Genomic DNA, 22,096 nt, shown 5'->3' with positions numbered 1-22,096 from the left:
GCATGGCGGGCAAAGGCTCCACCTTCTCGGTGCTCGGCGCCGATACCGCAATCCGCGGCGACATCACCGCCTCGGCCGACCTGCACATCGACGGCAAGGTCGAAGGTGACATCGCCTGCGCTGCTCTGGTCCAGGGCGAGAGCAGCGAGATCGTCGGCGCGGTGACTGCCGAAACTGCGCGACTGGCCGGCAAGGTCCGCGGTACGATCTCTGCGCGCGAGCTGGTGATCCTCAAGAGTGCGCGGATCGAAGGCGACGTCCACTACGACGCGCTGACGATCGAGCAGGGCGCGCTCGTCGACGGCCGCCTGCAGCCGCGCGGCGCGAAGACCTCGCCGGAAAACGCCGAAACGCACCTGATCCTCGCAAGCTCGCAGGACTAAGCTGCCGCGACCTCTTCGCGCAGCGCCTTGCGGTCGAGCTTGCCGACCATGGTCTTGGGCAGGCTGAGCCGAACCACGACGCTGTCGACGCGCTCGTGCTTGCCGAGCCGCTCGTTGACCCAGTCCTTGAGCGCGGTGCCGTCGGCTTCCGCATCCTCGTGCAACGTCACGAAAGCGCGCGGCACTTCGCCGCGATAATTGTCCGACACGCCGATCACGAGCGCTTCCTTTACCGCGGGATGCTGCAACAGCACCGCCTCGACCTGGCTCGGGAACACCTTGAAACCGCCGACCGCGATCATGTCCTTGCTGCGGTCGACGATGCGGACGAAGCCGTCGGGCTCGATCACCGCGATGTCTCCGGTGCGCAGCCAGCGCTCGCCGTCGATCTCGGCAAAGGCCGAAGCCGCCGCCTCGGGCCGGTTCCAGTAGCCGAGCATGACCTGCGGGCCGTTGACGACCAGCTCGCCCGGTTCGCCAGGCGGCGCGTCGCGCGTCGGGTCTTCCTTGTCGAGCAGCCGCAATCGCGTGCCGGGCAGCGGCTGGCCGATGGTGCCCGAGCGGTCGCCGTTCTCGTAGGGATTGGTCGTGACCACGCCCGAGGTCTCGGTCAGGCCGTAGCCTTCGATCAGCCGCGCACCGGTCGCCTCCTCGAAGCGCTGCTTGACCGGCGCCGGCAGCGGCGCGCCGCCCGAAACGCAGGTGCGCAGCGAGGAGAAATCGGTCTTCTCCAGATCCGGATGATCGAGCAAAGCCTGGTACATCGTCGGCACCCCGGGGATCGCGGTGGCCTGGGTGCGCGCCAGTGTCTTCAAGGCCTGCCCGGCATTGAACCGCGGCAGCAACGCGATCGAGCCGCCGTCGAACACCGTCCGGTTGAGAACGCAGGCATTGGCGAAGACGTGGAAGAACGGCAGCACGCCCAGGATCACGTCGCGTTCGCTGCGGTGCGGATCGATCACCACGAGTTGGCGGGCATTGGCCGACAGGTTCTGGTGCGTCAGCATCGCGCCCTTCGGCGTGCCGGTGGTGCCGCCGGTATATTGCAGCAGCGCCAGATCGGTCAGCGGATCGATCGCTACCGGCTTGGGCTCGGCCGGGGACAAGGCGTCGCGCCAATGGATGACATCGGCCTGCTTCGGGATCGGCGCGATCTCGCGGCGGCGGAACATCCGCAGGCCCAGGCTCTGGACGAAAGGCAGCATGTCCGCGAGATGGGCGACGATCAGCTTTTCGAGCGACGAACTTTTCAGCACTTCGAGCGCGGTCGGCAACAGGGCCGGCGAGTCGAGCGTGACCATCAGCCGCGTGCCCGAATCCTCGACCTGCGCCTCGAGCTCGCGCGCGGTGTAGAGCGGCGAGAAGTTCACCCCGGTGGCGCCGGCGAACATCGCGCCGAAATAGGCCGGGATATAGGTGGGAACGTTGGGCAGGTAGAGCCCGACGCGGTCACCCTTGCCGACGCCCATGGCCTGGAGGCCGGCGGCAAAATGACGCGCCTCGGCCAGCATGTCCTTGTAGTTGTAAATGCGCCCATAGAAGTCGACCAGCGGCGCATCGCCGCGCTTCGCCGCTGCCTCGGCAAAGAGATCGGTCATGGCGAGCGGCGGAAACTGCTGATCCCAGACGCCAGGATGCGCGTAGCGCGTGCGCCAGATTTCCGGTCCGATCCCCTCTTCCATGAGAAGAGTGTGGACTGTCCCCGCGCGAAGGGCAAGCGGGCTTGTTTACAGCAATGTCAGTTCGGAGCGGCAAATGCTCCGAACTGACTGATAATGGGCCTCAGGCCTCGCCGGCGGCCTCGGCCGCGCGCTTGGCTTCGAGCCAAGCCTGGGCCTCGAGTTCCTGCGCGGCTTCGCCGGCCGCCTTGGTCGCGGCCTCGCGCTCGGCGCGCAGTTCCTCGATAAGGGCCTCGCGGTCGTCGCCAAGGCGCTGGTCGGCCAGGCCGTCGTCGACGATGCCCGCCTTCTTCGCCGCCTTGGCCACCAAGGCATCGAGCTCGCGCTGCGAGCAAAGACCCAGCGTTACAGGATCCTTCGGCTGGATGTTGGCGATGTTCCAGTGCGAGCGGTCGCGAATCGCCGCGATCGTGTTGCGCGTCGTGCCGATCAGCTTGCCGATCTGCGCGTCCGAAATCTCGGGGTGGTGGCGCAGGATCCAGGCGATGCCGTCGGGCTTGTCCTGGCGCTTCGACACCGGCGTGTAGCGCGGGCCCTTGGTGCGATTGACCGTAACCGGCGCTTTCTGCATCTTGAGCGAATAGTTGGGGTCTGCCTGGCCCTTCTCGATCTCGGCCATGTTGAGCTCGCCGGCGCGAACGGGATCGCGGCCCGTGTACTTGCTGCTGGCGAGATCGTCGGCCATGGCCTGAACCTCGAGGATGTGCAGCCCGCAGAATTCGGCGATCTGCTCGAAGGTCAGCGACGTGGTGTCGACGAGCCAGGATGCGGTCGCATGCGGCATCAGCGGGGTGGGCTGGGTCACGGGTTCTTCTCCACTCGGGAAATCTTGTTCGAAAATTCGGCAGAAACAATAAGGGCCGCCCCTCGCGGAGCGGCCGTACCGACCGTCATCTAGGCGCAATCGCCCGGTTCGGCAAGTGGAACGCACCAAAGCTTAAGCATTCCTAGTTATGAGCATCGCGCGTCATCCAGGGGACGAGACATGCGGTTTTGGGGATTTGCGGTTCTGGCGCCGGCAGTGTTGCTCGCCGGTTGCGGCGAAGGCAGCGATGCCGAGGATTTCGCCGTCGAGATCAAGCGGCCGGTCGAGGTAGTCTATGCGCCGCTGCTGGCGGCCGACATCAGCCAGGCGCAGATCGTATTTCCCGGCATCACCTTCCAGCGCAGCCGGCCAAGCGATGGGGAAATCCTCTACACGATCCCCGGCAGCGGCAGCTTTCCCGCCACCGTCCGCCTGAAGCTCGAAGCCAAGGACGGCGGCCAGGCGACGGTCGTGCACGCATTCGTCAGAGTCCCGGAAGTCCATGCCACGATCGGCGGCAAGGAGATGGTGGTCAGCGAGCGCAAGATCGAGAACGCCCTGCAAGGCCTGCTGAAAGCGACCGGGCGCAGCCTCGAGATGGGTTCGAGCGCGAAATCCGAAACCTCGGGCCTCTCGACCATGCTTCTGGCGATCGCGGTTGCAACCAACGAGAAGCAAATGGCGCGCGCGCTCGACCTCAAGAACAACCCGGAAAAGCTGACGACGCTGCTGCTGGCGTTTTCCGGTTCGGGCCGTTCGTCCGAGCCCAGTGTGAACGGCAGCGCGATCCGCACGGTCGATCCCGACGCGGCGCAGGAACAGCGCGAGTTCGCTCAGGCGGACGCCGAATGGAAGCAGGAGCGCGCGCTGAGCCAAGCGGCCGCGCCGACGACCAATGTCGAACGGACCGACCAAGGCTACGAGTACTAAGCCGGTTCAATCCATCGGCACATAGCGGGGCAGGGCCGCAATGCGGTCCAACCAGGCGCGGACCGCCGGATAGTCGGACAGCCGGAAGCCGCCCTCCTCACCGACATGGGTATAGGCATAGAGTGCGATGTCGGCGAGCGATGCTCGGTCGCCCGCGAACCAGTCACGGCTGGCGAGATGCTCGTCCATCAGCGCCAGCGCAGCCTCGCCGCCCGCGCGCTTGGCCGCGATCTGGCCGCGCTGGGCGTCGCTCAGATCGCCCTCGCCGACGATCGACAGCCAGAAGCGCAGCGTCGCGACGTTGGGCTCGTGGTTGTACTGCTCGAAGAACATCCAGCGCAGCATGTCGGCCCGGTCGAAGCGATTGTCCGGAATCAGCGCGCTGCCTTCGGCGAGGTACCAGCAGGCAGCGTTGCTCTCAGGCAGGAAGCGCGCAGCCGCGCCCTCCCCGATCTGCAGTACCGGAATGCGGCCATTGGCGTTGACCTCACGCAGGAATTCCGGCGTCCGCGTCTCGCCCTTGCGAATGTCGTAGAACCGCCGCTCGATCGGCAGCCCGAGCAGCGCCGCGGTGAGCCGGATCTTGTAGCAATTGCCGCTGCAGGGGTCTTCGTGGAGGATGAATGTGTCCATGGGCACGATACCTAGCGGATTGGGCCGGGCCTGACTTCCACGAAGCCGAGGTGCAGCGACAAGGAGAGCTTATATCTCCAGAACGATCTTGCCGACATGCGCGCCCGCTTCCATTCGTGCGTGCGCAGCGGCGGCTTCGGCCAGCGGGAAGGTCCTGTCCATCACCGGGCGCAGCTGGCCCGCCTCGGCGAAGGACCAGACGTTGCGCGCGATCTCCTGTGTCAGCAGCGCCTTGAACACGGCCGAACGCGGGCGCAACGTCGAACCGGTCAGCGTGTAGCGCCGCATCATTACCACGGCCATGTTGAGCTCGGCTCTCGCCCCACCCTGCACAGCGATCGTGACATGGCGCCCGTCCTCCGCGAGGCATTTGAGATTGCGCGGCACATAGTCGCCCGCGACCATGTCGAGCACGATCTGCACACCCTTGCCGCCGGTGATGCGGCTGACTTCCGCGACGAAGTCCTGCGCCTTGTAATCGATCGCATGGGCCGCGCCGATCTCCAGCGCGCGCGCGCATTTCTCGGGCCCGCCGCAGGTGACGATGACGGTGAGATCGAACAGCTTGCCCAGCAGGATCGCCATGGTGCCGATGCCGCTGGTGCCGCCGTGGACCAGGATCGTCTCGCCCTCCATCGCCCAGCCACGCTCGAACACGTTGTGCCAGACGGTGAACAGCGTCTCGGGCAGCGCGGCCGCTTCGGCCAGGCTCAGCGCCTCGGGTACGCTCAGGCAATGTTCGGCCCGCGCCAGGCAGTATTCGGCATAGCCGCCGCCCGGCACCAAAGCGCAGACCTGCTGGCCCCCAGCCAGTTCGCCAACGCCCTCGCCCAGCGCAACAACCTCGCCGGCGATCTCCAGCCCAGGAATCGGCGAAGCGCCCGGCGGCGGCGGATAGGAGCCCTGCCGCTGCACCACGTCGGGCCGATTGACCCCGGCAAAAGCGACTTTGACCAACACCTCGCCCGGTCCGGGACTCGGCACGGGCAGTGTTTCGGCGCGCAGCACCTCGGGGCCGCCGGGCGCATCGAAGCCCATAGCCGTCATGAATTGCGGAACAATTGCCGGCATTTGGGCCCCCTTTTGCCGCGCGAAACGCACTTGTTCACTAATCCGGCTACCGGTTGACAGCAAGCGAAGAGCGTCCGATGCTGCACCGCAATGGACGACGACGATCGACCACGGCCCCGCGGAGATTCCGCCAGCCGACTAGCCGGCGAAAGCCTCGACAGCTATTCGCAGGACGAGCTTGTCGCACGCATAGAATTGCTCGAAGCCGAGATCGCCCGCGTCACCGCCCACAAGGCCAAGACCGCCGCTCATATGGCCGCTGCCGACGCGTTGTTCAGGTTGAAAACACCGTGAGAGGCGCCCCTCTCGCAACGCCGAAGAGGCCTTCCCATATAGGGATCAACCCACCCCGTTCCCGCGGGGATTCGTTAACCAATCTTCTTCATGTTTTCCCGTCAGCGGAAAGTCACCTTCCCTAGCGAAAGATAGATGATGCCCAGTTTCGCTCAGAACCTCGAAAAGACGCTGCATTCGGCCCTGGCCCATGCGTCCGAACGCAGCCACGAATATGCAACGCTCGAGCATCTGCTGCTCGCGCTGATCGACGACTCGGACGCAGCCCAGGTCATGCAGGCCTGCGGCGTCGACCTCGGCGATCTCGGCGATGTCGTGCGGCAGTACCTCGATCAGGAATACCAGTCGCTCAAGACCGCGGACAAGGGCGACCCCGCCCCCACCGCCGGCTTCCAGCGCGTGATCCAGCGCGCCATCCTCCACGTCCAGTCCTCGGGCAAGGACACGGTGACCGGCGCCAACGTGCTCGTCGCGCTGTTCTCCGAGCGAGACTCCTACGCGGTCTATTTCCTGCAGCAGCAGGACATGAGCCGTTTGGATGCGGTGAGCTTCATCAGCCACGGCATCGGCAAGGGCGGCCGCCGGATCGAGGACCGCACCCCCAAAGGTAGCGAGAACGAAGTGCCGCAGGCCGAAGAAAAGAGCGACAGCAAGAGCCAGAAAAAGGATTCCGCGCTCGATCAGTTCACGGTCAACCTCAACGAGAAGGCGCTGACCGGCAAGATCGACCCGCTGATCGGCCGCGGCCCCGAGGTCGACCGGACGATCCAGATCCTCTGCCGCCGCTCGAAGAACAATCCGCTCTATGTCGGCGATCCCGGCGTCGGCAAGACGGCGATCGCCGAAGGCCTGGCGCGCAAGATCGTCGAAGGCGACGTTCCCGAGGTGCTGGCCGACGCGGTGATCTATTCGCTCGACATGGGCTCGCTGCTCGCCGGCACGCGCTATCGCGGCGACTTCGAGGAGCGGCTGAAGCAGGTCGTCTCAGAACTCGAGAAGATGCCCGAAGCCGTGCTGTTCATCGACGAGATTCACACGGTGATCGGCGCCGGTGCGACCAGCGGCGGCGCGATGGACGCCTCGAACCTGCTCAAGCCGGCCCTGTCGAGCGGTTCGATCCGCTGCATCGGCTCGACCACCTACAAGGAATTCCGCAACCACTTCGAGAAGGATCGCGCGCTGCTGCGCCGGTTCCAGAAGATCGACGTGAACGAGCCGACGATCGAGGACACGATCAAGATCCTCAAGGGCCTGCGTTCTGCCTTCGAAGACCACCACAAGGTCAAGTACACCCCCGACGCGATCAAGACGGCGGTCGAGCTGTCGGCCCGCTACATCAACGACCGCAAGCTGCCCGACAAGGCGATCGACGTGATCGACGAAGTCGGCGCCATGCAAATGCTGCTGCCGCCAAGCAAGCGCAAGAAGACGATCACCGCCAAGGAGATCGAGGCCGTGATCGCGACGATGGCGCGTATCCCGCCCAAGTCGGTCAGCTCCGACGACCGCACCGTGCTCGAGCATCTCGAGCGCGACCTCAAGCGCGTAGTTTTCGGCCAGGACAAGGCGATCGAAGTGCTGTCTTCGGCAATGAAACTCAGCCGTGCCGGCCTGCGCGATCCGGACAAGCCGATCGGCTCGTTCCTGTTCTCGGGCCCGACCGGTGTCGGCAAGACCGAAGTTGCACGCCAGCTCGCCTCGATCATGGGCATTCCGCTGCAGCGCTTCGACATGTCCGAATACATGGAGCGCCACTCGGTCAGCCGCCTGATCGGTGCGCCTCCGGGCTATGTCGGCTTCGATCAGGGCGGTCTCCTGACCGATGCGATCGACCAGCAGCCGCACTGCGTGCTGCTGCTCGACGAAATCGAGAAGGCGCATCCCGACCTGTTCAACATCCTGCTGCAGGTGATGGATAACGGTCGCCTGACCGATCACCACGGCAAGACGGTGGACTTCCGCAACGTCGTCCTGATCATGACGACCAACGCGGGCGCCTCCGACATGGCCAAGCAGGGCATCGGGTTCGGCGACGTCTCGAAGGAAGACGCCGGCGACGAAGCGGTGAAGCGGATGTTCTCTCCGGAGTTCCGCAACCGCCTCGATGCCATCGTGCCCTTCGCCTACCTCGGCACCGAAGTCGTCAGCCGGGTCGTGGACAAGTTCATCCTCCAGCTCGAACTGCAGCTGGCCGAACAGAACGTCCACATCCAGTTCGACGGCGATGCCCGCGGCTGGCTGGGCGAGCGCGGCTACGACAAGCTCTACGGCGCGCGGCCGATGGCCCGCCTGCTGCAGGAGAAGGTCAAGCAACCGCTCGCCGAGGAACTGCTGTTCGGCAAGCTCAACAACGGCGGCGAGGTCCATGTCTCGGTCAAGGACGCGGCGCTCAGCTTCGAGCTGACCCCGGCCCCGCCGAAGCTGGTCAAGAAGTCTGCCAAGCCCGCGCCCAAGGCTGCTGCCAAGCGCAAGCCCGCGGCAAAGAAGCAGGAACCGAGCACCGACGCCGAATAAATCGAGCTGAACTCTCGAATGGAGCCCCGGCAGCGCAAGCTTCCGGGGCTTTTTCGTTTCAACCGAGGATGTCGAACTCGCGCCCGATCCAGCCGAGGTAATAGAGCAGGTAGATCGCCGGGAAGAGCCAGTGAAAGCGCCGGTTTCCGGTGACCGCGGCGACCAGGCAAAGACCGATGCAGACGACCAGCTTGATCTCGTATTCCAGTCCCAGCTCCGCCAGCCGCGCCGGCCCCTTGATCAGCGTATCGGCGAAGTCGGTGACGAAAGTCAGCGCGAACAGCCCGAAGAACCAGCGCCGGCGCGAGAGGAAGTAGTCGGCGTAGCTGTCGTACTCGGCCATCTCGTCAGGAAACAGCAGGCTGGCGAGCACGAAGAACTGGAACGCGTAGAACAGGATGAAGACGAACAGCTGGAAGCGGAAGGTCTCCTGGTGGATCAGCGCAAACTCCCACCACCAGAAGTGGATGATCGAGGTGAGGATCACCAGCGCCCAGACCAGATGCGGGAAATAGAGTCGCTTCTGCCCCGGATGCTGCACCAGCCGGGCCAGGCCCGACAGAATGCGCGTCACGCCGAGACCGACGACGACGCCCAGCAGGACGCGGATATGGAAATAGATGTCGTGTGACGTGATCGCGTCCATATCGGATGCCTCTCGTTCCCCAGCAGCCTAACGCGGCCATCGGCTTTCGCAAACACCGGCCGGGCTGGAACAATTGGCCACCCCGCGCCATCTTTCCTCCATGCCCGCCACCGCGTCCTGGATCCGACCCGAATCGCACGGAATCTATATCCCGCCCGCAAAGTGCTGGATCGACCCGGCGCGGCCGGTCGACCTCGCACTGGTGACCCACGGCCATTCCGACCACGCGCGCGGCGGCCATGGTCGGACGATCGCCACGCCGGCGACGCTGGCCATCATGGAAGTGCGGTATGGGGTAACCGAGGGCGGCGAAGCCATACCCTACGGTGAGACGATCGAACTCAAGGGCGGCGTCACCGCGACCTGGCTACCGGCGGGCCACGTACTCGGCTCGGCGCAGATCCTGCTCGAACACGCCGGTGAGCGGGTGATCGTCACCGGCGACTTCAAGCGCCGGCCCGACCCCACCTGCCCGCCTTTCGTGGTCACGCCGTGCGATATTCTCATCACCGAGGCGACCTTCGGACTGCCCGTGTTCCGCCATCCACCGGTCGAGGAGGAAGTCGCGCGCCTGCTCGCGTCACGCGAGGCCAACCCGGAACGCTGCGTGCTCGTCGGCGCCTATGCGCTGGGCAAGGCGCAGCGGCTGATCGCCGAGTTGCGCCGCGCGGGCCATCGCGAGCCGATCTACCTGCACGGCGCGATGGAACGGATGTGCCGGCTCTATCAGGAGCTCGGCGTCGATCTCGGCAACCTGCGGCTGGTGGCCGACACGCCCAAGGCCGATCTCATGGGCCAGGTCATCATCTGCCCGCCCTCGGCGCTAAACGACCGCTGGAGCCGCCGCCTGCCCGATCCGATCACCGCCATGGCCTCGGGCTGGATGCGGGTTCGCCAGCGTGCGCGCCAGCGAAATGTCGAGCTGCCGCTGGTGATCTCCGACCACGCCGACTGGGACGAACTGACCCAGACGATCCAGGACGTGAACCCCGCCGAGACCTGGATCACCCACGGCCGCGAAGAAGCCCTGCTGCGCTGGTGCGAGCTCAACCAGCGCAAGGCGCGGGCGCTGGCAATGGTGGGGTACGAGGACGAGGACGACTAGGTGGAACATTTCGCCGCCCTCCTCGACGCGCTGGTCTATACCTCTTCGCGCAACGCCAAGCTGAAGCTGCTGGCCGACTACCTGCGCCTCACCCCCGATCCCGACCGCGGCTGGGCGCTCGCCGCGCTGACCGACGGGCTCGACTTCCCTGCGGTCAAGGGCTCGACGATCCGAAACCTGCTGATGGAGCGTGTCGATCCGGTGCTGTTCGCGCTGTCGCGCGACTACGTCGGCGACACCGCCGAGACCGCCAGCCTTCTCTGGCCCGAGCCGCCCAATTCCCCTGCACCGCCGACCGTCGCCGAAGCCGTCGACATCCTCGCCAGCATGACCCGCGCGTCCGTGATGCGCGAGTTGCCAGCCCTGCTCGACCGGCTCGACGCCAACGGCCGCTATGCCCTGCTCAAGCTCGCGACTGGCGCGATGCGCATCGGCATCTCTGCACGGCTCGCCAAGACCGCTTTCGCCCAGGCCTTCGAAGTCAGCGTCGACGATGTCGAGGAGTACTGGCACGGCCAGACCGCGCCCTATCTGCCGCTGTTCGACTGGGCCGCGCGCGGCGCCGAGCCGCCTTCGGGCGAGGACATGCCGCTGTTCCGCCCCTTCATGCTCGCCCACCCGCTCGACGATACGGTGGTCGACATGGCCGACTATGCGGCGGAGTGGAAATGGGACGGCATCCGCGTCCAGCTCGTTCACGCGGGCGGCGAAACGCGGGTCTATTCGCGCTCCGGCGACGACATATCGGGCACATTCCCCGAGATCGCATCCGCGCTCGAGATCCCGGCGGCGCTCGACGGCGAACTGCTCGTACGCGGCACGCATCAAGGCGGCGAAAAGGGCGGCGCGGCCAGTTTCAACGCGCTCCAGCAGCGGCTCGGGCGCAAGACCGTTTCGAAGAAGATGCTCGAGGAATACCCGGCCTTCGTCCGGCTCTACGATGCGCTGATCCTCGAAGGCGAGGACCTGCGCGAGCATAGCTGGGAGCAGCGCCGCGCCATGTTGCAGTGCTTCGTACCGCGGCTCGATCCGGCACGTTTCGATCTCAGCGAAGTGATCGAGGCCGCCAGCCTCGACGAACTCGCCGCGATCCGCGAGCGCGCCCGCGACGAGGCGATCGAAGGCGTCATGCTCAAGCGCCGCGACAGTCCCTATGTCGCCGGCCGCCGCACCGGTCTCTGGTACAAATGGAAGCGCGATCCGCTACTGGTCGACTGCGTGCTGATGTATGCTCAGCGCGGCAGCGGCAAGCGCAGCTCGTTCTATTCGGACTACACCTTCGGCTGCTGGGACGGCGATCCCGATCAAGGCGCCGAGCTGCTGCCGGTCGGCAAGGCCTATTTCGGCTTCACCGACGAGGAGCTGAAATGGCTCGACCGCTATGTCCGCAACCACACGGTGAAGAGCTTCGGCCCGGTGCGTGAGACCGACAAGAGCTTGGTCTTCGAAGTCGCCTTCGATTCGGTCCACGCCAGCAAGCGCCACAAGTCCGGCCTCGCCATGCGCTTCCCCCGCATCAGCCGCATCCGCACCGACAAACCCGCGCACGAGGCCGACCGGATCGAGACGCTGCGGGGGATGATCAAAGATTGATCCGGAAAAGCTTCTCGCGCGAAGTTGCGCCGCGCAACAGGACAAGCCGCGAGTGCGCGATGCCGAGGCCTGTCGCCAGAAGCGCGATCACCGCGGCATTCGCTTTTCCGTCCTCTGGCTTGGCACGGACCTTTGCGAGCAGCCTGCCGTCAGCAATCTCCAACGTCTCGACCCGAGCGCCCGGGGTCACGCGCACGGCTAACCGGCCCTCGCCATCCACCAATGCGCGGATCGCCTCCGCCGCCGGCAGCTCAGCCTTGCTGCGCGCCATCCAGCGCTTCGCGGTGGATCTTGCCGTTGATCACATAGCCCTTCACCCCGGCCCGCATGTCGGCCAGGGCATCGTCGGTGAGGTCGCGCAGGTACTTGGCCGGGCGTCCGGTCCAGAGCTGGCGCGATTCGATGACCTTGCCCTGGGTCAGCAGCGCGCCTGCGGCGAGCATACCGTCCGAATGGATCGTGCAGCCGTCCATGACGATCGCGCCGAGCCCGACGAAGGCCCGGTCCTCGAGCGTGGAGCCGTGGACCATAGCCATGTGGCCGATCAGCACGTCGTCGCCGATGATCGTCGGGAATCCGTCCGGCCGCTTCGGCTTGGGGCTGTCGCAGTGGACGACGGTGCCATCCTGGATATTGCTGCGCGCGCCGATGACGATGCGGTGCACGTCGGCGCGGATCACACAGTTGTACCAGATGGACGCGTCGGGCCCGATCTCGACATCGCCGACGATCCGGCAGCCCGGCGCGATGAAGGCGCTGGAATGGATGCGCGGGGCCTTGCCCTTGATCGCAGCGATCGTGATATCGGTCCGCCGCGAAAGGCTGTTGTCGGTCATTGCTGTGGTCCCAAAAGGTTGTGCCAGAGGATATAGGGCAGGATCGACGCGTGATCGTCGGTCCAGACCCGCGGCGCCGGCGGTTGCAGCGGCGTCCATGGCGCATCGGGCCTCGCCGCGGCAAGCGCCTTGAGCTGCGTCGGATCTCGCGTGAGGAGGACCCAAGAGGAGGGTGTCAGCAGGTTCCGGTCATACGGATTGTCGTCGCGCACCCGCGCGGTGAGTCCACGATGCTTGGCGATCGCCGAGAGCACCGGCTCGAGTTCGATGTACCGGTTCGAGATGTGGATCAGCAGCACGCCCTTGGGCGAAAGCGCGCGCAGATAGACGCCCACCGCCTCGTCGGTGAGCAGATGCAGCGGGATCGCGTCGGACGAGAAGGCATCGACCGCCAGGATGTCGAACGAGCCCGGCGCCGTCTTGCCGAGTTCCAGCCGGGCATCGCCGATCTCGACCTGCGGGTTCTGCGCGCAATGCGTCAGGTAGGTGAAGGTGCCGTTCAGCGAGAGGCGCAGCACTGCGGGATCGATCTCGTAGAAGCGCCACTTTTCGCCGGGCTGGAAATAGGCGGCCGTCGTCCCGGTGCCGAGCCCGACCACGCCGATCCGCGCCTCGCGGCCATAGAGCATCTGCGCATTGCCCAGCAGGACGCCCACGCCCGAGCCTGCGCCGTAGTAGGTCATCGGCGCGCATTCGAGCTTCTTGTCGAGCGATTGCTGGCCGTGCAGCGTCGTGCCGTGCGCCAGCGTGCGCAGCCTGCTCGCCTCATAGTTGCGCACCGTATAGATGCCGAAATAGCTGCGCGTCCGTGCTCCCTCGAGCGAGGCCTTGACCGTTTCGATCCCGCCCTGCGCGAACATCAGCACGACCAGCAGCGTGACGAAGGCGGCGCGCCACGGCACCAGCAGCATGCCGATCAGTGCTATGCCGCCGACGAACCACAGCCGCGACAGCGAGGAATCGGTCGCCGCGATGTACTCGTGGACCTTGAAGGCCAGGAACAGCGAGACGAGCAGCAGCATCACCACCCCGGCGCGGGCCATGCCCGGATCGAGATCGGGCAGCCGCCGCCAATCGAGCACCGGCTTCAATGGCAAGAGCAGCGCCGCAGCGATCACCAGCAGCGGGTGCTCCCAGACCCAGTCGAACACCACGGGCGCGATCAGCGCGGTGAACACGCCTCCGAGCGCGCCGCCCGCCGACATGACAAAGTAGAACAAGGTCAGCTGCGAGGCCGGCGGGCGGCTGTCGTACAGCTTCGCATGGAGCGCCACCGCGACGACGAACAGCAGCGCGACGCTGCCCGTCGCCAGAGTCATGCTACTCGCGCTATGCGACAGCATCGCCGTGCCGCCGGCGAGAATCAGGATCAGCGGCGCGACACGCGTCACCGCGTTGGCAACGTCCCGGTGGTCGGAGAAGGCGAAAGCAAAGCTCAGCAGGTAGAGCCCGAGCGGGATCACCCATAGCAGCGGCATGGCGAATACGTCGGTGGTGAGATGCGTCGTCGTCGACAGCATCAGGCCCGACGGCACAGCCGAAAGCGCCAGCCACAGCGTGATGCGCTGCCAGCCGATGGGCTCCGCCTGATCCTCGATCGGCGCGTCGGCAACCTGCGCGATCGGCGCCACGTGCCAGCGTGCCCAGGCGGTCAGCGCCACGAGCGCGATGAGCACGCCATAGCCGATGCTCCAGGTCAGGCTCTGTTCGTGGATACTCAGCAGCGGTTCCGCCAGGATCGGATAGGCGATCAGCCCGACGAAACTGCCGATATTGGATGCGGCATAGAGCGCCCAGGGCTCGCCCGCCCCCGGATGCAGCGCGAACCAACGCTGCATCAGCGGCGCCTGCGCGGAGACGAGGAAGAACACGGGACCGATCGTCACCGCAAACAGCGCGGGCACCCACAGCACTTCCCAGCCCGGCGCGGGTGCCGGCAGCGCGACCAGCGTCACCGGCAGGGTCACCGCCGCCACGACCAGCAGCGTCAGGTGGATCTTCGCCGCGCGGCGCAGCGGCATCTGGCCGAGCTTGTGAGCATAGCCATAGCCCGCCAGCAGCAGCGCCTGATAGACCAGCATGGCGCTGTTCCAGACGTTCGGCGCGCCGCCGAGCCGCGGCAGCGCCATGCGCGCGACCATCGGCTGGACGAGGAACAGCAGGAAGCTCCCGGTCAGGATCGTCGCGACGAACAGCGCGCGGTTGACCGGCACGCTACGAACCGGCGGATTGCCGGCGATGTCGCCTTCGCTCATTGCGGGCGGTGGATGCGATAGAGGATATGCGGGCGCAGCGGATCGCCCACCGGCACCGACGGATGCTCGAAATCCTCTTCGGGATAACGCCTCATGCCCAGCCTCTCCATCAGCCCCCAGCTTCGGGTGTTTTCTATGTTGGTGATCGCCATGATCGACGGCGTGTCGATGTGCCGCCAGGCCCAGTCGAGCGAGGCCTGTGCCGCCTCATAGGCATAGCCCTGGCCCCAGGCATCGCGTGCCAGACGCCAGCCGATCTCATGTTCCCAGATCGGCTCACGCGGGATGACAACGCCGCAGAAGCCCAGGAAACGCCCGTCCTCGCGCCGCTCCACGGCCCAGAAGCAATGGCCGTGCTCGGCCTGCATGGCCATCAGGCTGTCGATCCGCTCGTCGCTTTCGGCGCGCGTGTTCAGCGGCAACAGGTAGCGCATGACCTCGGGATCGCAGGCCATGGCGAAGAACGGCTCGCGATCGGCTTCCCGCCAGGGGCGCACGATCAGCCGTTCGGTTTCGATCATGCGCCCAGAAGCCGCGCCGCATGGGCGGCATGATAGGTCAGCACGCCCGAACAGCCCGCGCGTTTGAAGGCGGTCAATGTCTCGAGCACCAGCGCGTCGCGGTCCGCCGCGCCGACCGAGACCGCGGCCTCGAGCATCGCGTACTCGCCGCTCACCTGATAGGCGAAGACGGGCACTTCGAAGCGCTCCTTCACCCGGCGGGCGATGTCGAGGTAGGGCAGACCCGGCTTGACCATGACGCTGTCGGCGCCCTCGGCGAGGTCGAGCGCGACTTCGCGCAGCGCTTCCTCGCCGTTCGCAGGGTCCATCTGGTAGGTCATCTTGTTGCCCTTGAGCAGCCCCCCGAACCCACCGCATCGCGAAACGGGCCGTAGAAGGCCGAGGCATATTTGGCGGCATAGGCCATGATCTGGATGTTCGCGTGGCCTGCGCCTTCGAGCGCGGCGCGGATCACGCCGATGCGGCCATCCATCATGTCCGAAGGTGCGATGATGTCCGCGCCCGCGGCGGCCTGGTTCAGCGACTGGCCAACCAGGACCTCGACCGTGGCATCGTTGAGCACATAGCCGGCATCGTCGATCAGACCGTCCTGCCCGTGACTGGTATAGGGATCGAGCGCCACGTCGGTGAGCACGCCGACGCCGTCGCCCACGGCGTCGCGGATCGTGCGGATCGCGCGGCACATCAGGTTGTCGGGATTGAGCGCCTCGCGCCCATCCTCGCTGCGCCGCCCGGGCTGGGTGTTGGGAAACAGCGCCATGCAGGGAATGCCGAGCGAGACCGCTTCCTTGGCCCGTGCCGCGATGCCGTCGAGCGACCAGCGCGAGACGCCGGGCAGCGAGGCGATCGGATCCTCCACACCGCTGCCGTCGGTGACAAACAGCGGCCAGATCAGATCGGCGGGCGAGAGGAAGGTTTCGCGGTGCATCGCCCGGCTCCAGGCCGTGGCGCGCGTGCGGCGGAGGCGCAAAGCGGGATAGGACGCGGTCATCGCCGCGCTTCTAGAGCATCGCGCGGAAAAGTGGGAACCGGTTTTCCGCAACTGGCGATGCGTCCACAGAAAATCGGAATCAACCGCGCGCTTCAATCGCTCTCGGCAATCGGGGCTTTGGACTTTGCGCCAGTTGCGCCCTTCTCCGGCGCATATTTGGGCATGAGCTTCTGCAACGCGGCGCCTGGTGCAACCTTCTTCAGCGCGGCGATCTTGCCCTTGACCGCGTCGAGCTCACCCTTGTCGACGCTCGCCGTGCGGAAGCTGGCGAAGCTGATCGACAGCGGATTGACCGTGCGGCCGTTCTGATAGGCCTCGTAATGCAGGTGAGGTCCGGTCGAGAGCCCGCTCGAGCCGACATAGCCGATCACCTGCCCGGCCTGGACATGCGCGCCGGGCACGACCGCGATGCGGCTCATGTGGCCATAGCCGGTGCCCAGCCCGCCGCCGTGGTCGAGCTTGACGTAGTTGCCGTGTCCTCCGTGCCGGCCGGCGAAAGTGACCACGCCGTCGCTCACCGCGAAGATCGGCGAACCCCAGGCCGCGCCGAAATCGATGCCCGCGTGCATCCGCACATAGCCGAGGATCGGGTGGCGGCGCATGCCATAAGGGGAGGTCATGTGGCCGTTAACTGGCTGGACCATGCCCGTGCTGAAGACCTGCGGCTGGCTCATGCTGGCGGCATCGACGAACTGGCCGTCCTTCCAGCGTACGAGCTGGGCGATCGGCTTGCCGTCGCGTTCGAGCCCGGCATAGGACAGGTCGCCGACCTCGTTGCCGCCACCAGCAGCGCGCTTGTAGGATACGATCATGTCGAACTGGTCGGTCGGGGCCATGTCGCCGTCGAGGCTGAGATGGGCAGCAACCGTCTGGAGATACTGCTCGATCGCCTTCATCGGCGCGCCAGCCGCGCGGGCCGAACGGAACAGGCTCGCGCCGACCGTGCCGCGGATACGCAGCGGCGTCGCATCGACCGCGACCGGGTGCCGGTTGATCGTCAGTCCCCCGCCCTGCCGCTCGACCGCGAGATCGAGATCGAAGCGGGCGCGGAAGACCAGCTTGTCGAGCTGCCGCGGTTCGCCCGGAGCACTGCGCTGGCCGAGCGTCACGTCGAAGCGCGTACCCGGCTTCACGTCGCCGATCGGCATCACCGCAGCGACCATGTCGGAAGCGACACCGGCATCGTATGTGCCGACGCCCGCGCGCTGGAGCATGCGGGCGAAATTGTCGCCCTCGCCGAGCGTTGCAACGAGCTGGAGGCTTGCCCGCTCCGGCACGCTGGCCAGCGGCACCACTTTCGCGCTGGGCCCCATCCGGCGGCCGGTGTCGCCTCCCAGCCCGAGCGGGGCGATCGCCTGGCTGCGATACTCGTCCCGAACCGACGCGCCGGCGTGAACCGTGGTGGCAGCTTCTACTGCGGAGAAATCGGGCCAGAAGGCCAGGGCGGCGACACCCAGAGCGATCATCGTCCCAAACCCGCGATACCAGTGCGCGGTGCCGATGTCCTCGGCCAGGTCGTGGACCAGATCGAGCCTGTGGAAGTGATGTTCGATGCGGCTGCGCCAGTCGCGGCGGGGCTGAAAGCGGTCTGCCGAGGCAAGGCCGAACGCGGGCACCGCTGCGACGGCCGCTGGGCCGCCACCGATGCCGTCGAGCTCGCCGTGTGGCTTGTACAAGTGCCGGTCCCCGCGCGCGGCCATTTCGCCGCAGATCCAGCACCAATCCCTGCACGATCAAGGTTAATCTTTGGCTAAATCCTGTGGATTTTCACAAAGTCCAGCGACGGGGCGAAAGCGCCGTCCCTTGCGGGCGCCCGAGGGCAATGCCACATTGATTCGCAAGATGGCCACCTACCCGCCCGCACAGGCGCGCAGCGCAGCCGATTCCCGGATAAAGGCGGTGCTCGGCCCGACCAACACCGGCAAGACCCACCTCGCCATCGAAAGGCTCTGCGCCCATTCGAGCGGAGCGATCGGCTTTCCCCTGCGGCTGCTGGCGCGCGAGGTTTACGACCGGGTCTGCGCGATCAAGGGCGAGAATCGCGTCGCGCTGATCACCGGCGAGGAGCGGATCGAGCCCAGGGATGCGCGCTGGCTGCTCTGCACGACAGAGGCGATGCCGATAGACCGCGACCTCGCTTTCGTCGCATTGGACGAAGCCCAGCTCGCCGCCGACCGCGAGCGCGGGCACGTCTTCACCGACCGTCTGCTCAACGCCCGCGGCCGCGAGGAGACGATGATCCTCGGCTCGGCCACGCTCGAACCGATGATCAGGGCGCTGGTGTCCGAAGCCGAGATCGTCAGCCGCCCGCGCTTCTCGACGCTCAGCCACGTCGGCGCGACCAAGCTCTCGCGCATCCCGCCCCGCAGCGCGATCGTCGCCTTCTCGGCCGAGCAGGTCTATGCCATCGCCGAGATGCTGCGGCGCTTCCGCGGTGGCGCGGCCGTGGTGATGGGCGCGCTCAGCCCGCAGACGCGCAACGCCCAGGTCGCGCTCTACCAGTCGGGCGAGGTCGACTATCTCGTTGCCACCGATGCCATCGGCATGGGGCTCAATCTCGACGTGAGCCACGTCGCCTTCGCCGGCCTGTCGAAGTTCGACGGAGTCCGCCACCGCCGGCTGACCACGGCGGAAATGGCGCAGATCGCCGGCCGCGCCGGCCGTCACCAGCGCGACGGGACCTTCGGCACGCTCGCCGGCACCGGAAGTCATGACGCCACATTCGCCGACGAGGAAGTCTATGCGATCGAGGAGCACCGCTTTCCGCCGCTGACCCGGTTGTTCTGGCGCGAGCCTGAGCCGCGCTTCGACAATCTCGACACATTGATCGGCGATCTCGAAGCCCCGCCGACAGTCCCGCAGCTCATCGCGGCGCCCGAAGCGATCGACCTCGCCGTGCTCAAGCGGCTTGCCGAGGATCCCGAGATCGCCGGCACGGTACGCTCGCCACAGGCCGTCCGGCGCTTCTGGGAAACCTGCCGCCTGCCAGATTTCCGCCAGCAGGGCACCGAGACGCACGGCCGCTTCGTCGCACGGCTCTGGGAAGACCTGCGCCGCGGCCAGCTCGGCGGGGACTATGTCGCCGGCGCGATCGCCGCGCTCGACAACGTCTCGGGCGATATCGACACATTGCAGCACCGCATCGCCTCGGTCCGCTCCTGGGCCTATATCACCCAGCGGCCCGACTGGGTCCTGGCCAAGGACGAGATGGCCGCCCGTGCCCGCGCGGTCGAGGCGCGGCTGTCCGATGCCCTGCACGCACGGCTGACCGAACGCTTCGTCAACCGCCGGACCGCCGTGCTGATGAAGAAGCTCGGCCCCGACGCGGCGCTGCTGCCAGTGGAACTCGACGGCGAGGACGTGCTGGTCGACGGCGAGCACATTGGCCGGCTCAAGGGCTTCCGCTTCGTCGTCGATCCCGCCGCCCGCCATGCCGACCACAAGCTGCTGCTGGCGGCGGCGGAGCGCCACGTGCCGGGACTGCTGGCCCAGCGCGCCGATGTGCTGACCAAAACACTGGCCGACGGGACCGCCACGCCGACTCTGAAAGAAGGCGCGATTGCCTGGGACGGCCAAGTGCTGGGCCGACTGGCGCGCGGCAAGACCCTGCTCTCCCCCCAGATCGTCCCTGATCCGACGCTTGACGCTCTGTCCGCCCCTGCGCGCAAGGCGCTGGTTACGGCGTTGGCCGGCTGGCTTGGCAGGATGCTCGAACCGCTGGCGCCGCTGCGCAAGCTCGAAGCCGCGACCATGGCGCACGAGGCCGGACCCGAGCTGCGCGCGCTGCTGATCCGGTTGGTCGAGGAGGGCGGACTCATGGAACGCGCGGAATCGGGGCTCGATGCGCTCGGCAAGGACCAGCGCACGATGCTCGCCCGGCTAGGCCTGCGCGTCGGTGCGCTCGACCTCTTCGTACCGGCCATGCTGCGCCCCGCCGCGCTCGCGCTCTGGCGCGAACTCACGGGCCGCAAGACGCCGCTGCCCGATCCGGCCATGCCGCCCACCCTCGCGGCCGAGAAGCGCCCCCTCCCGCCCGGCTACCGCGTGCTCGGCAAGCAATGGCTGCGGGTCGACATGGCCGAGAAGCTGCTGCGCGATGCCCACGCCGCGCGCATCGCGGCTGGCCGCCGGCCGTTCACGCTCGATCCGGCCAAGGCAGTGTCGATGGGGCTGACCACGGCGAGCTATGCCCGTTTGTTGCGCCTCGCCGGCTTCCAGCCGCTGATGCCGCGAGCCTTGCGCGAAGGCGCGCACGGCCCGCTGCAGCCGCTGACCTGGCGCTGGCGCCCGCCGCGCCGGCAGGCCGAGCCCGAGCCCGCCGAACCGCGCCGGCCCGAAGGCGCCTTTGCCGCGCTCGCCGAACTGGTCCGTTAATTCCATGCGAATCGACAAACTGCTCTGGTTCCTGCGGCTCGCGAAGACACGTTCGATCGCTCAGGCGATGGCCGAGGAGGGCCATATCCGGCTCAATTCGCGCCGCGTTGACCGAGCCCATCAGAAGGTGGTGGCCGGCGACATCTTGACCTTGCCGCTGGCGCCGGGTGTGCGCGTGATCGAGTTGCTGGCCCTGCCGCACCGCCGCGGGCCCGCACCCGAGGCACAATCCTGCTACAGGGTGCTTGACGAGACCGGGGCTTTCCCCATAGCAGCGCCCAATCGTAACGAAACTGCCGAAGGGGATTTGCAGCCATGACTTATGTCGTCACCGACGCCTGCATCCGCTGCAAATATATGGATTGCGTCGAAGTTTGCCCGGTGGACTGCTTCTACGAGGGCGAGAACATGCTCGTCATCAACCCCAGCGAATGCATCGACTGCGGCGTCTGCGAGCCCGAATGCCCCGCCGAAGCGATCTTGCCCGATACCGAAAGCGGCCTCGAGCAGTGGCTTGAGCTGAACACCAAGTATTCGGCGGAATGGCCGAACCTCACCTCGAAGCGCGACACGCCGGCTGATGCCGACGAGTACAAGGGCGTCGAGAACAAGTTCGACCAGTTCTTCTCGGCAGAGCCCGGCGAAGGCGACTGATCGCCCCGCGCTGCGCGCGGGAATATTAATGTTTGTACACTTTTGCGCAGGCGGGAATCCGAAAGGATTCTCGCCTCTGGCAATTTTGTTACAGCAGTGCTATATAATCACCCGACTGCCGGGGCCCTCTGTCCCACAACGGCAGCAGGCATCATGGAAGGCAGGGTCGCAAAACACCGGTTGATGGAGCCATCGGACCGCGCGGATACGGCGTCGGTCATCCCCTCTATCCTCAACCGGCATACCGGCGTCGCCCCTGCAGGCGAAAGGACGATACATGGCAACCAAGGCTAACGCCTTCGACGTTGGTGATTACGTTGTTTACCCCAAGCACGGTGTCGGCCGAGTCATCGAGCTTCAAAAGCAGGAAATTGCCGGCATGCAGCTCGAGCTCTACGTGCTGCGCTTCGAAAAGGAACGCATGACGCTCCGCGTCCCGGTCAATAAAGTCGAAGCCATCGGCATGCGCAAACTGTCGTCCGACAAGACGCTGCGCGAAGCCCTCGACACGCTGAAGGGCAAACCCAAGGTCAAGCGCACCATGTGGTCGCGCCGCGCCCAGGAATACGAAGCCAAGATCAATTCGGGCGATCTCGTCTCGATCGCCGAAGTGACCCGCGACCTGTTCCGCGCCGACGATCAGCCCGAGCAGTCCTATTCCGAACGGCAGATCTTCGAAGCCGCCTCATCGCGCCTCGCGCGTGAACTCGCGGCGATGGAAAAGACCGACGAGCCGGCAGCGCTTAAGAAGATCCTCGCGATCCTCAACGAATACGCGCCGAAATACTACGAGACGGCTCCGGCCTGATCGG

20 protein-coding genes and 1 pseudogene are annotated in these 22,096 nt (G+C 66.4%); 10 read left to right on the top strand and 11 right to left on the bottom strand.

The features are described 5' to 3' along the window. Nucleotides 1–2: 2 nt before the first annotated feature. The gene (locus KRR38_RS20580) at nucleotides 3–383 is read left to right on the top strand and encodes a polymer-forming cytoskeletal protein (RefSeq protein ID WP_217407374.1); all 381 of its coding nucleotides are present in this window, start codon (nucleotides 3–5) and stop codon (nucleotides 381–383) included. Here the strand turns inward: KRR38_RS20580 and KRR38_RS20575 are convergent. Continuing rightward, nucleotides 380–2,065, bottom strand: a complete 1,686-nt coding sequence (locus KRR38_RS20575) for a long-chain fatty acid--CoA ligase (protein WP_217405058.1) — start codon at nucleotides 2,063–2,065, stop codon at nucleotides 380–382. The two genes, KRR38_RS20580 and KRR38_RS20575, sit on opposite strands and share 4 nt — an antisense overlap. A 100-nt stretch (nucleotides 2,066–2,165) precedes the next feature. Next, on the bottom strand, nucleotides 2,166–2,867 hold the full coding sequence (locus KRR38_RS20570) for a DUF1013 domain-containing protein (protein ID WP_309141100.1): 702 nt from the start codon (nucleotides 2,865–2,867) through the stop codon (nucleotides 2,166–2,168). Between the two features lie 180 nt (nucleotides 2,868–3,047). On the opposite strand from KRR38_RS20570, the gene KRR38_RS20565 reads away from it, so the two are divergent. Further along, nucleotides 3,048–3,797, top strand: a complete 750-nt coding sequence (locus KRR38_RS20565; protein WP_217405056.1) for a hypothetical protein — start codon at nucleotides 3,048–3,050, stop codon at nucleotides 3,795–3,797. A gap of 6 nt (nucleotides 3,798–3,803) precedes the next feature. On the opposite strand, the gene KRR38_RS20560 is transcribed toward KRR38_RS20565, so the two are convergent. Together KRR38_RS20560 and KRR38_RS20555 are read right to left on the bottom strand one after the other, a co-directional pair. Then, entirely contained in the window at nucleotides 3,804–4,430 is a 627-nt protein-coding gene (locus tag KRR38_RS20560) for a glutathione S-transferase family protein (protein WP_217405054.1), read from the bottom strand. Between the two features lie 69 nt (nucleotides 4,431–4,499). Beyond that, entirely contained in the window at nucleotides 4,500–5,501 is a 1,002-nt protein-coding gene (locus KRR38_RS20555) for an NAD(P)H-quinone oxidoreductase (protein WP_217405052.1), read from the bottom strand. 90 nt (nucleotides 5,502–5,591) lie between these two features. Between KRR38_RS20555 and KRR38_RS20550 the strand changes: the two genes are divergently transcribed. Both KRR38_RS20550 and clpA read left to right on the top strand, forming a co-directional pair. Next, entirely contained in the window at nucleotides 5,592–5,795 is a 204-nt protein-coding gene (locus KRR38_RS20550; RefSeq protein WP_217405050.1) for a DUF1192 domain-containing protein, read from the top strand. Between the two features lie 138 nt (nucleotides 5,796–5,933). Next, a complete protein-coding gene (clpA, locus tag KRR38_RS20545; RefSeq protein ID WP_217405048.1) occupies nucleotides 5,934–8,309 on the top strand; it encodes an ATP-dependent Clp protease ATP-binding subunit ClpA in 2,376 nt (791 codons plus the stop codon). 58 nt (nucleotides 8,310–8,367) lie between these two features. Here clpA and KRR38_RS20540 read toward each other — a convergent pair whose 3' ends face one another. Then, nucleotides 8,368–8,955 (bottom strand): hypothetical protein, encoded by a 588-nt coding sequence (locus KRR38_RS20540; protein WP_217405046.1) that lies wholly within the window; start codon nucleotides 8,953–8,955, stop codon nucleotides 8,368–8,370. A gap of 100 nt (nucleotides 8,956–9,055) precedes the next feature. Between KRR38_RS20540 and KRR38_RS20535 the strand changes: the two genes are divergently transcribed. Then, nucleotides 9,056–10,060 (top strand): ligase-associated DNA damage response exonuclease, encoded by a 1,005-nt coding sequence (locus KRR38_RS20535; protein ID WP_217407372.1) that lies wholly within the window; start codon nucleotides 9,056–9,058, stop codon nucleotides 10,058–10,060. Beyond that, nucleotides 10,061–11,653 carry a cisplatin damage response ATP-dependent DNA ligase gene (locus KRR38_RS20530; protein WP_217405044.1) on the top strand — a complete coding sequence of 531 codons (1,593 nt, stop codon included), beginning with the start codon at nucleotides 10,061–10,063 and terminating at the stop codon, nucleotides 11,651–11,653. Here KRR38_RS20530 and KRR38_RS20525 read toward each other — a convergent pair. From KRR38_RS20525 to KRR38_RS20500, 6 genes and pseudogenes are all read right to left on the bottom strand, one after another. Further along, nucleotides 11,643–11,924: a DUF167 domain-containing protein gene (locus KRR38_RS20525; RefSeq protein WP_217405041.1), complete on the bottom strand. Its 282-nt coding sequence runs from the start codon at nucleotides 11,922–11,924 to the stop codon at nucleotides 11,643–11,645. The two genes, KRR38_RS20530 and KRR38_RS20525, sit on opposite strands and share 11 nt — an antisense overlap. Then, nucleotides 11,905–12,489 (bottom strand): gamma carbonic anhydrase family protein, encoded by a 585-nt coding sequence (locus tag KRR38_RS20520; protein WP_217405039.1) that lies wholly within the window; start codon nucleotides 12,487–12,489, stop codon nucleotides 11,905–11,907. Before KRR38_RS20520 ends, KRR38_RS20525 begins: the two co-directional genes overlap by 20 nt. After that, nucleotides 12,486–14,744 (bottom strand): spermidine synthase, encoded by a 2,259-nt coding sequence (locus KRR38_RS20515; RefSeq protein WP_217405037.1) that lies wholly within the window; start codon nucleotides 14,742–14,744, stop codon nucleotides 12,486–12,488. Before KRR38_RS20515 ends, KRR38_RS20520 begins: the two co-directional genes overlap by 4 nt. After that, nucleotides 14,741–15,265 carry a GNAT family N-acetyltransferase gene (locus KRR38_RS20510; RefSeq protein WP_217405035.1) on the bottom strand — a complete coding sequence of 175 codons (525 nt, stop codon included), beginning with the start codon at nucleotides 15,263–15,265 and terminating at the stop codon, nucleotides 14,741–14,743. Before KRR38_RS20510 ends, KRR38_RS20515 begins: the two co-directional genes overlap by 4 nt. Next, nucleotides 15,262–16,256: pseudogene (hemB, locus tag KRR38_RS20505) on the bottom strand (porphobilinogen synthase). Before hemB ends, KRR38_RS20510 begins: the two are co-directional and overlap by 4 nt. 92 nt (nucleotides 16,257–16,348) lie before the next feature. Next, on the bottom strand, nucleotides 16,349–17,932 hold the full coding sequence (locus tag KRR38_RS20500; protein WP_254514895.1) for a M23 family metallopeptidase: 1,584 nt from the start codon (nucleotides 17,930–17,932) through the stop codon (nucleotides 16,349–16,351). A gap of 166 nt (nucleotides 17,933–18,098) precedes the next feature. Here KRR38_RS20500 and KRR38_RS20495 point away from each other — a divergent pair, with 166 nt between their 5' ends. From KRR38_RS20495 to KRR38_RS20480, 4 genes are all read left to right on the top strand, one after another. Continuing rightward, nucleotides 18,099–20,630, top strand: a complete 2,532-nt coding sequence (locus tag KRR38_RS20495) for a helicase-related protein (RefSeq protein WP_217405031.1) — start codon at nucleotides 18,099–18,101, stop codon at nucleotides 20,628–20,630. A gap of 4 nt (nucleotides 20,631–20,634) precedes the next feature. Beyond that, the gene (locus KRR38_RS20490; protein ID WP_217407371.1) at nucleotides 20,635–20,949 is read left to right on the top strand and encodes an RNA-binding S4 domain-containing protein; all 315 of its coding nucleotides are present in this window, start codon (nucleotides 20,635–20,637) and stop codon (nucleotides 20,947–20,949) included. Then, nucleotides 20,946–21,284, top strand: coding sequence for a ferredoxin FdxA (gene fdxA / locus KRR38_RS20485; RefSeq protein ID WP_217405029.1), 339 nt, complete (start codon nucleotides 20,946–20,948; stop codon nucleotides 21,282–21,284). The genes KRR38_RS20490 and fdxA overlap by 4 nt, the downstream gene beginning before the upstream one ends. Before the next feature lie 277 nt (nucleotides 21,285–21,561). After that, nucleotides 21,562–22,092, top strand: coding sequence for a CarD family transcriptional regulator (locus KRR38_RS20480; protein ID WP_217405027.1), 531 nt, complete (start codon nucleotides 21,562–21,564; stop codon nucleotides 22,090–22,092). The last annotated feature ends 4 nt before the right edge of the window (nucleotides 22,093–22,096 follow it).

Source organism: Novosphingobium sp. G106, from assembly GCF_019075875.1.
In the GTDB taxonomy this organism is placed as follows: Bacteria; Pseudomonadota; Alphaproteobacteria; order Sphingomonadales; family Sphingomonadaceae; genus Novosphingobium.
Note: the sequence above shows the minus strand (reverse complement) of the source record. Positions and strands in the feature narration are given on the sequence as shown.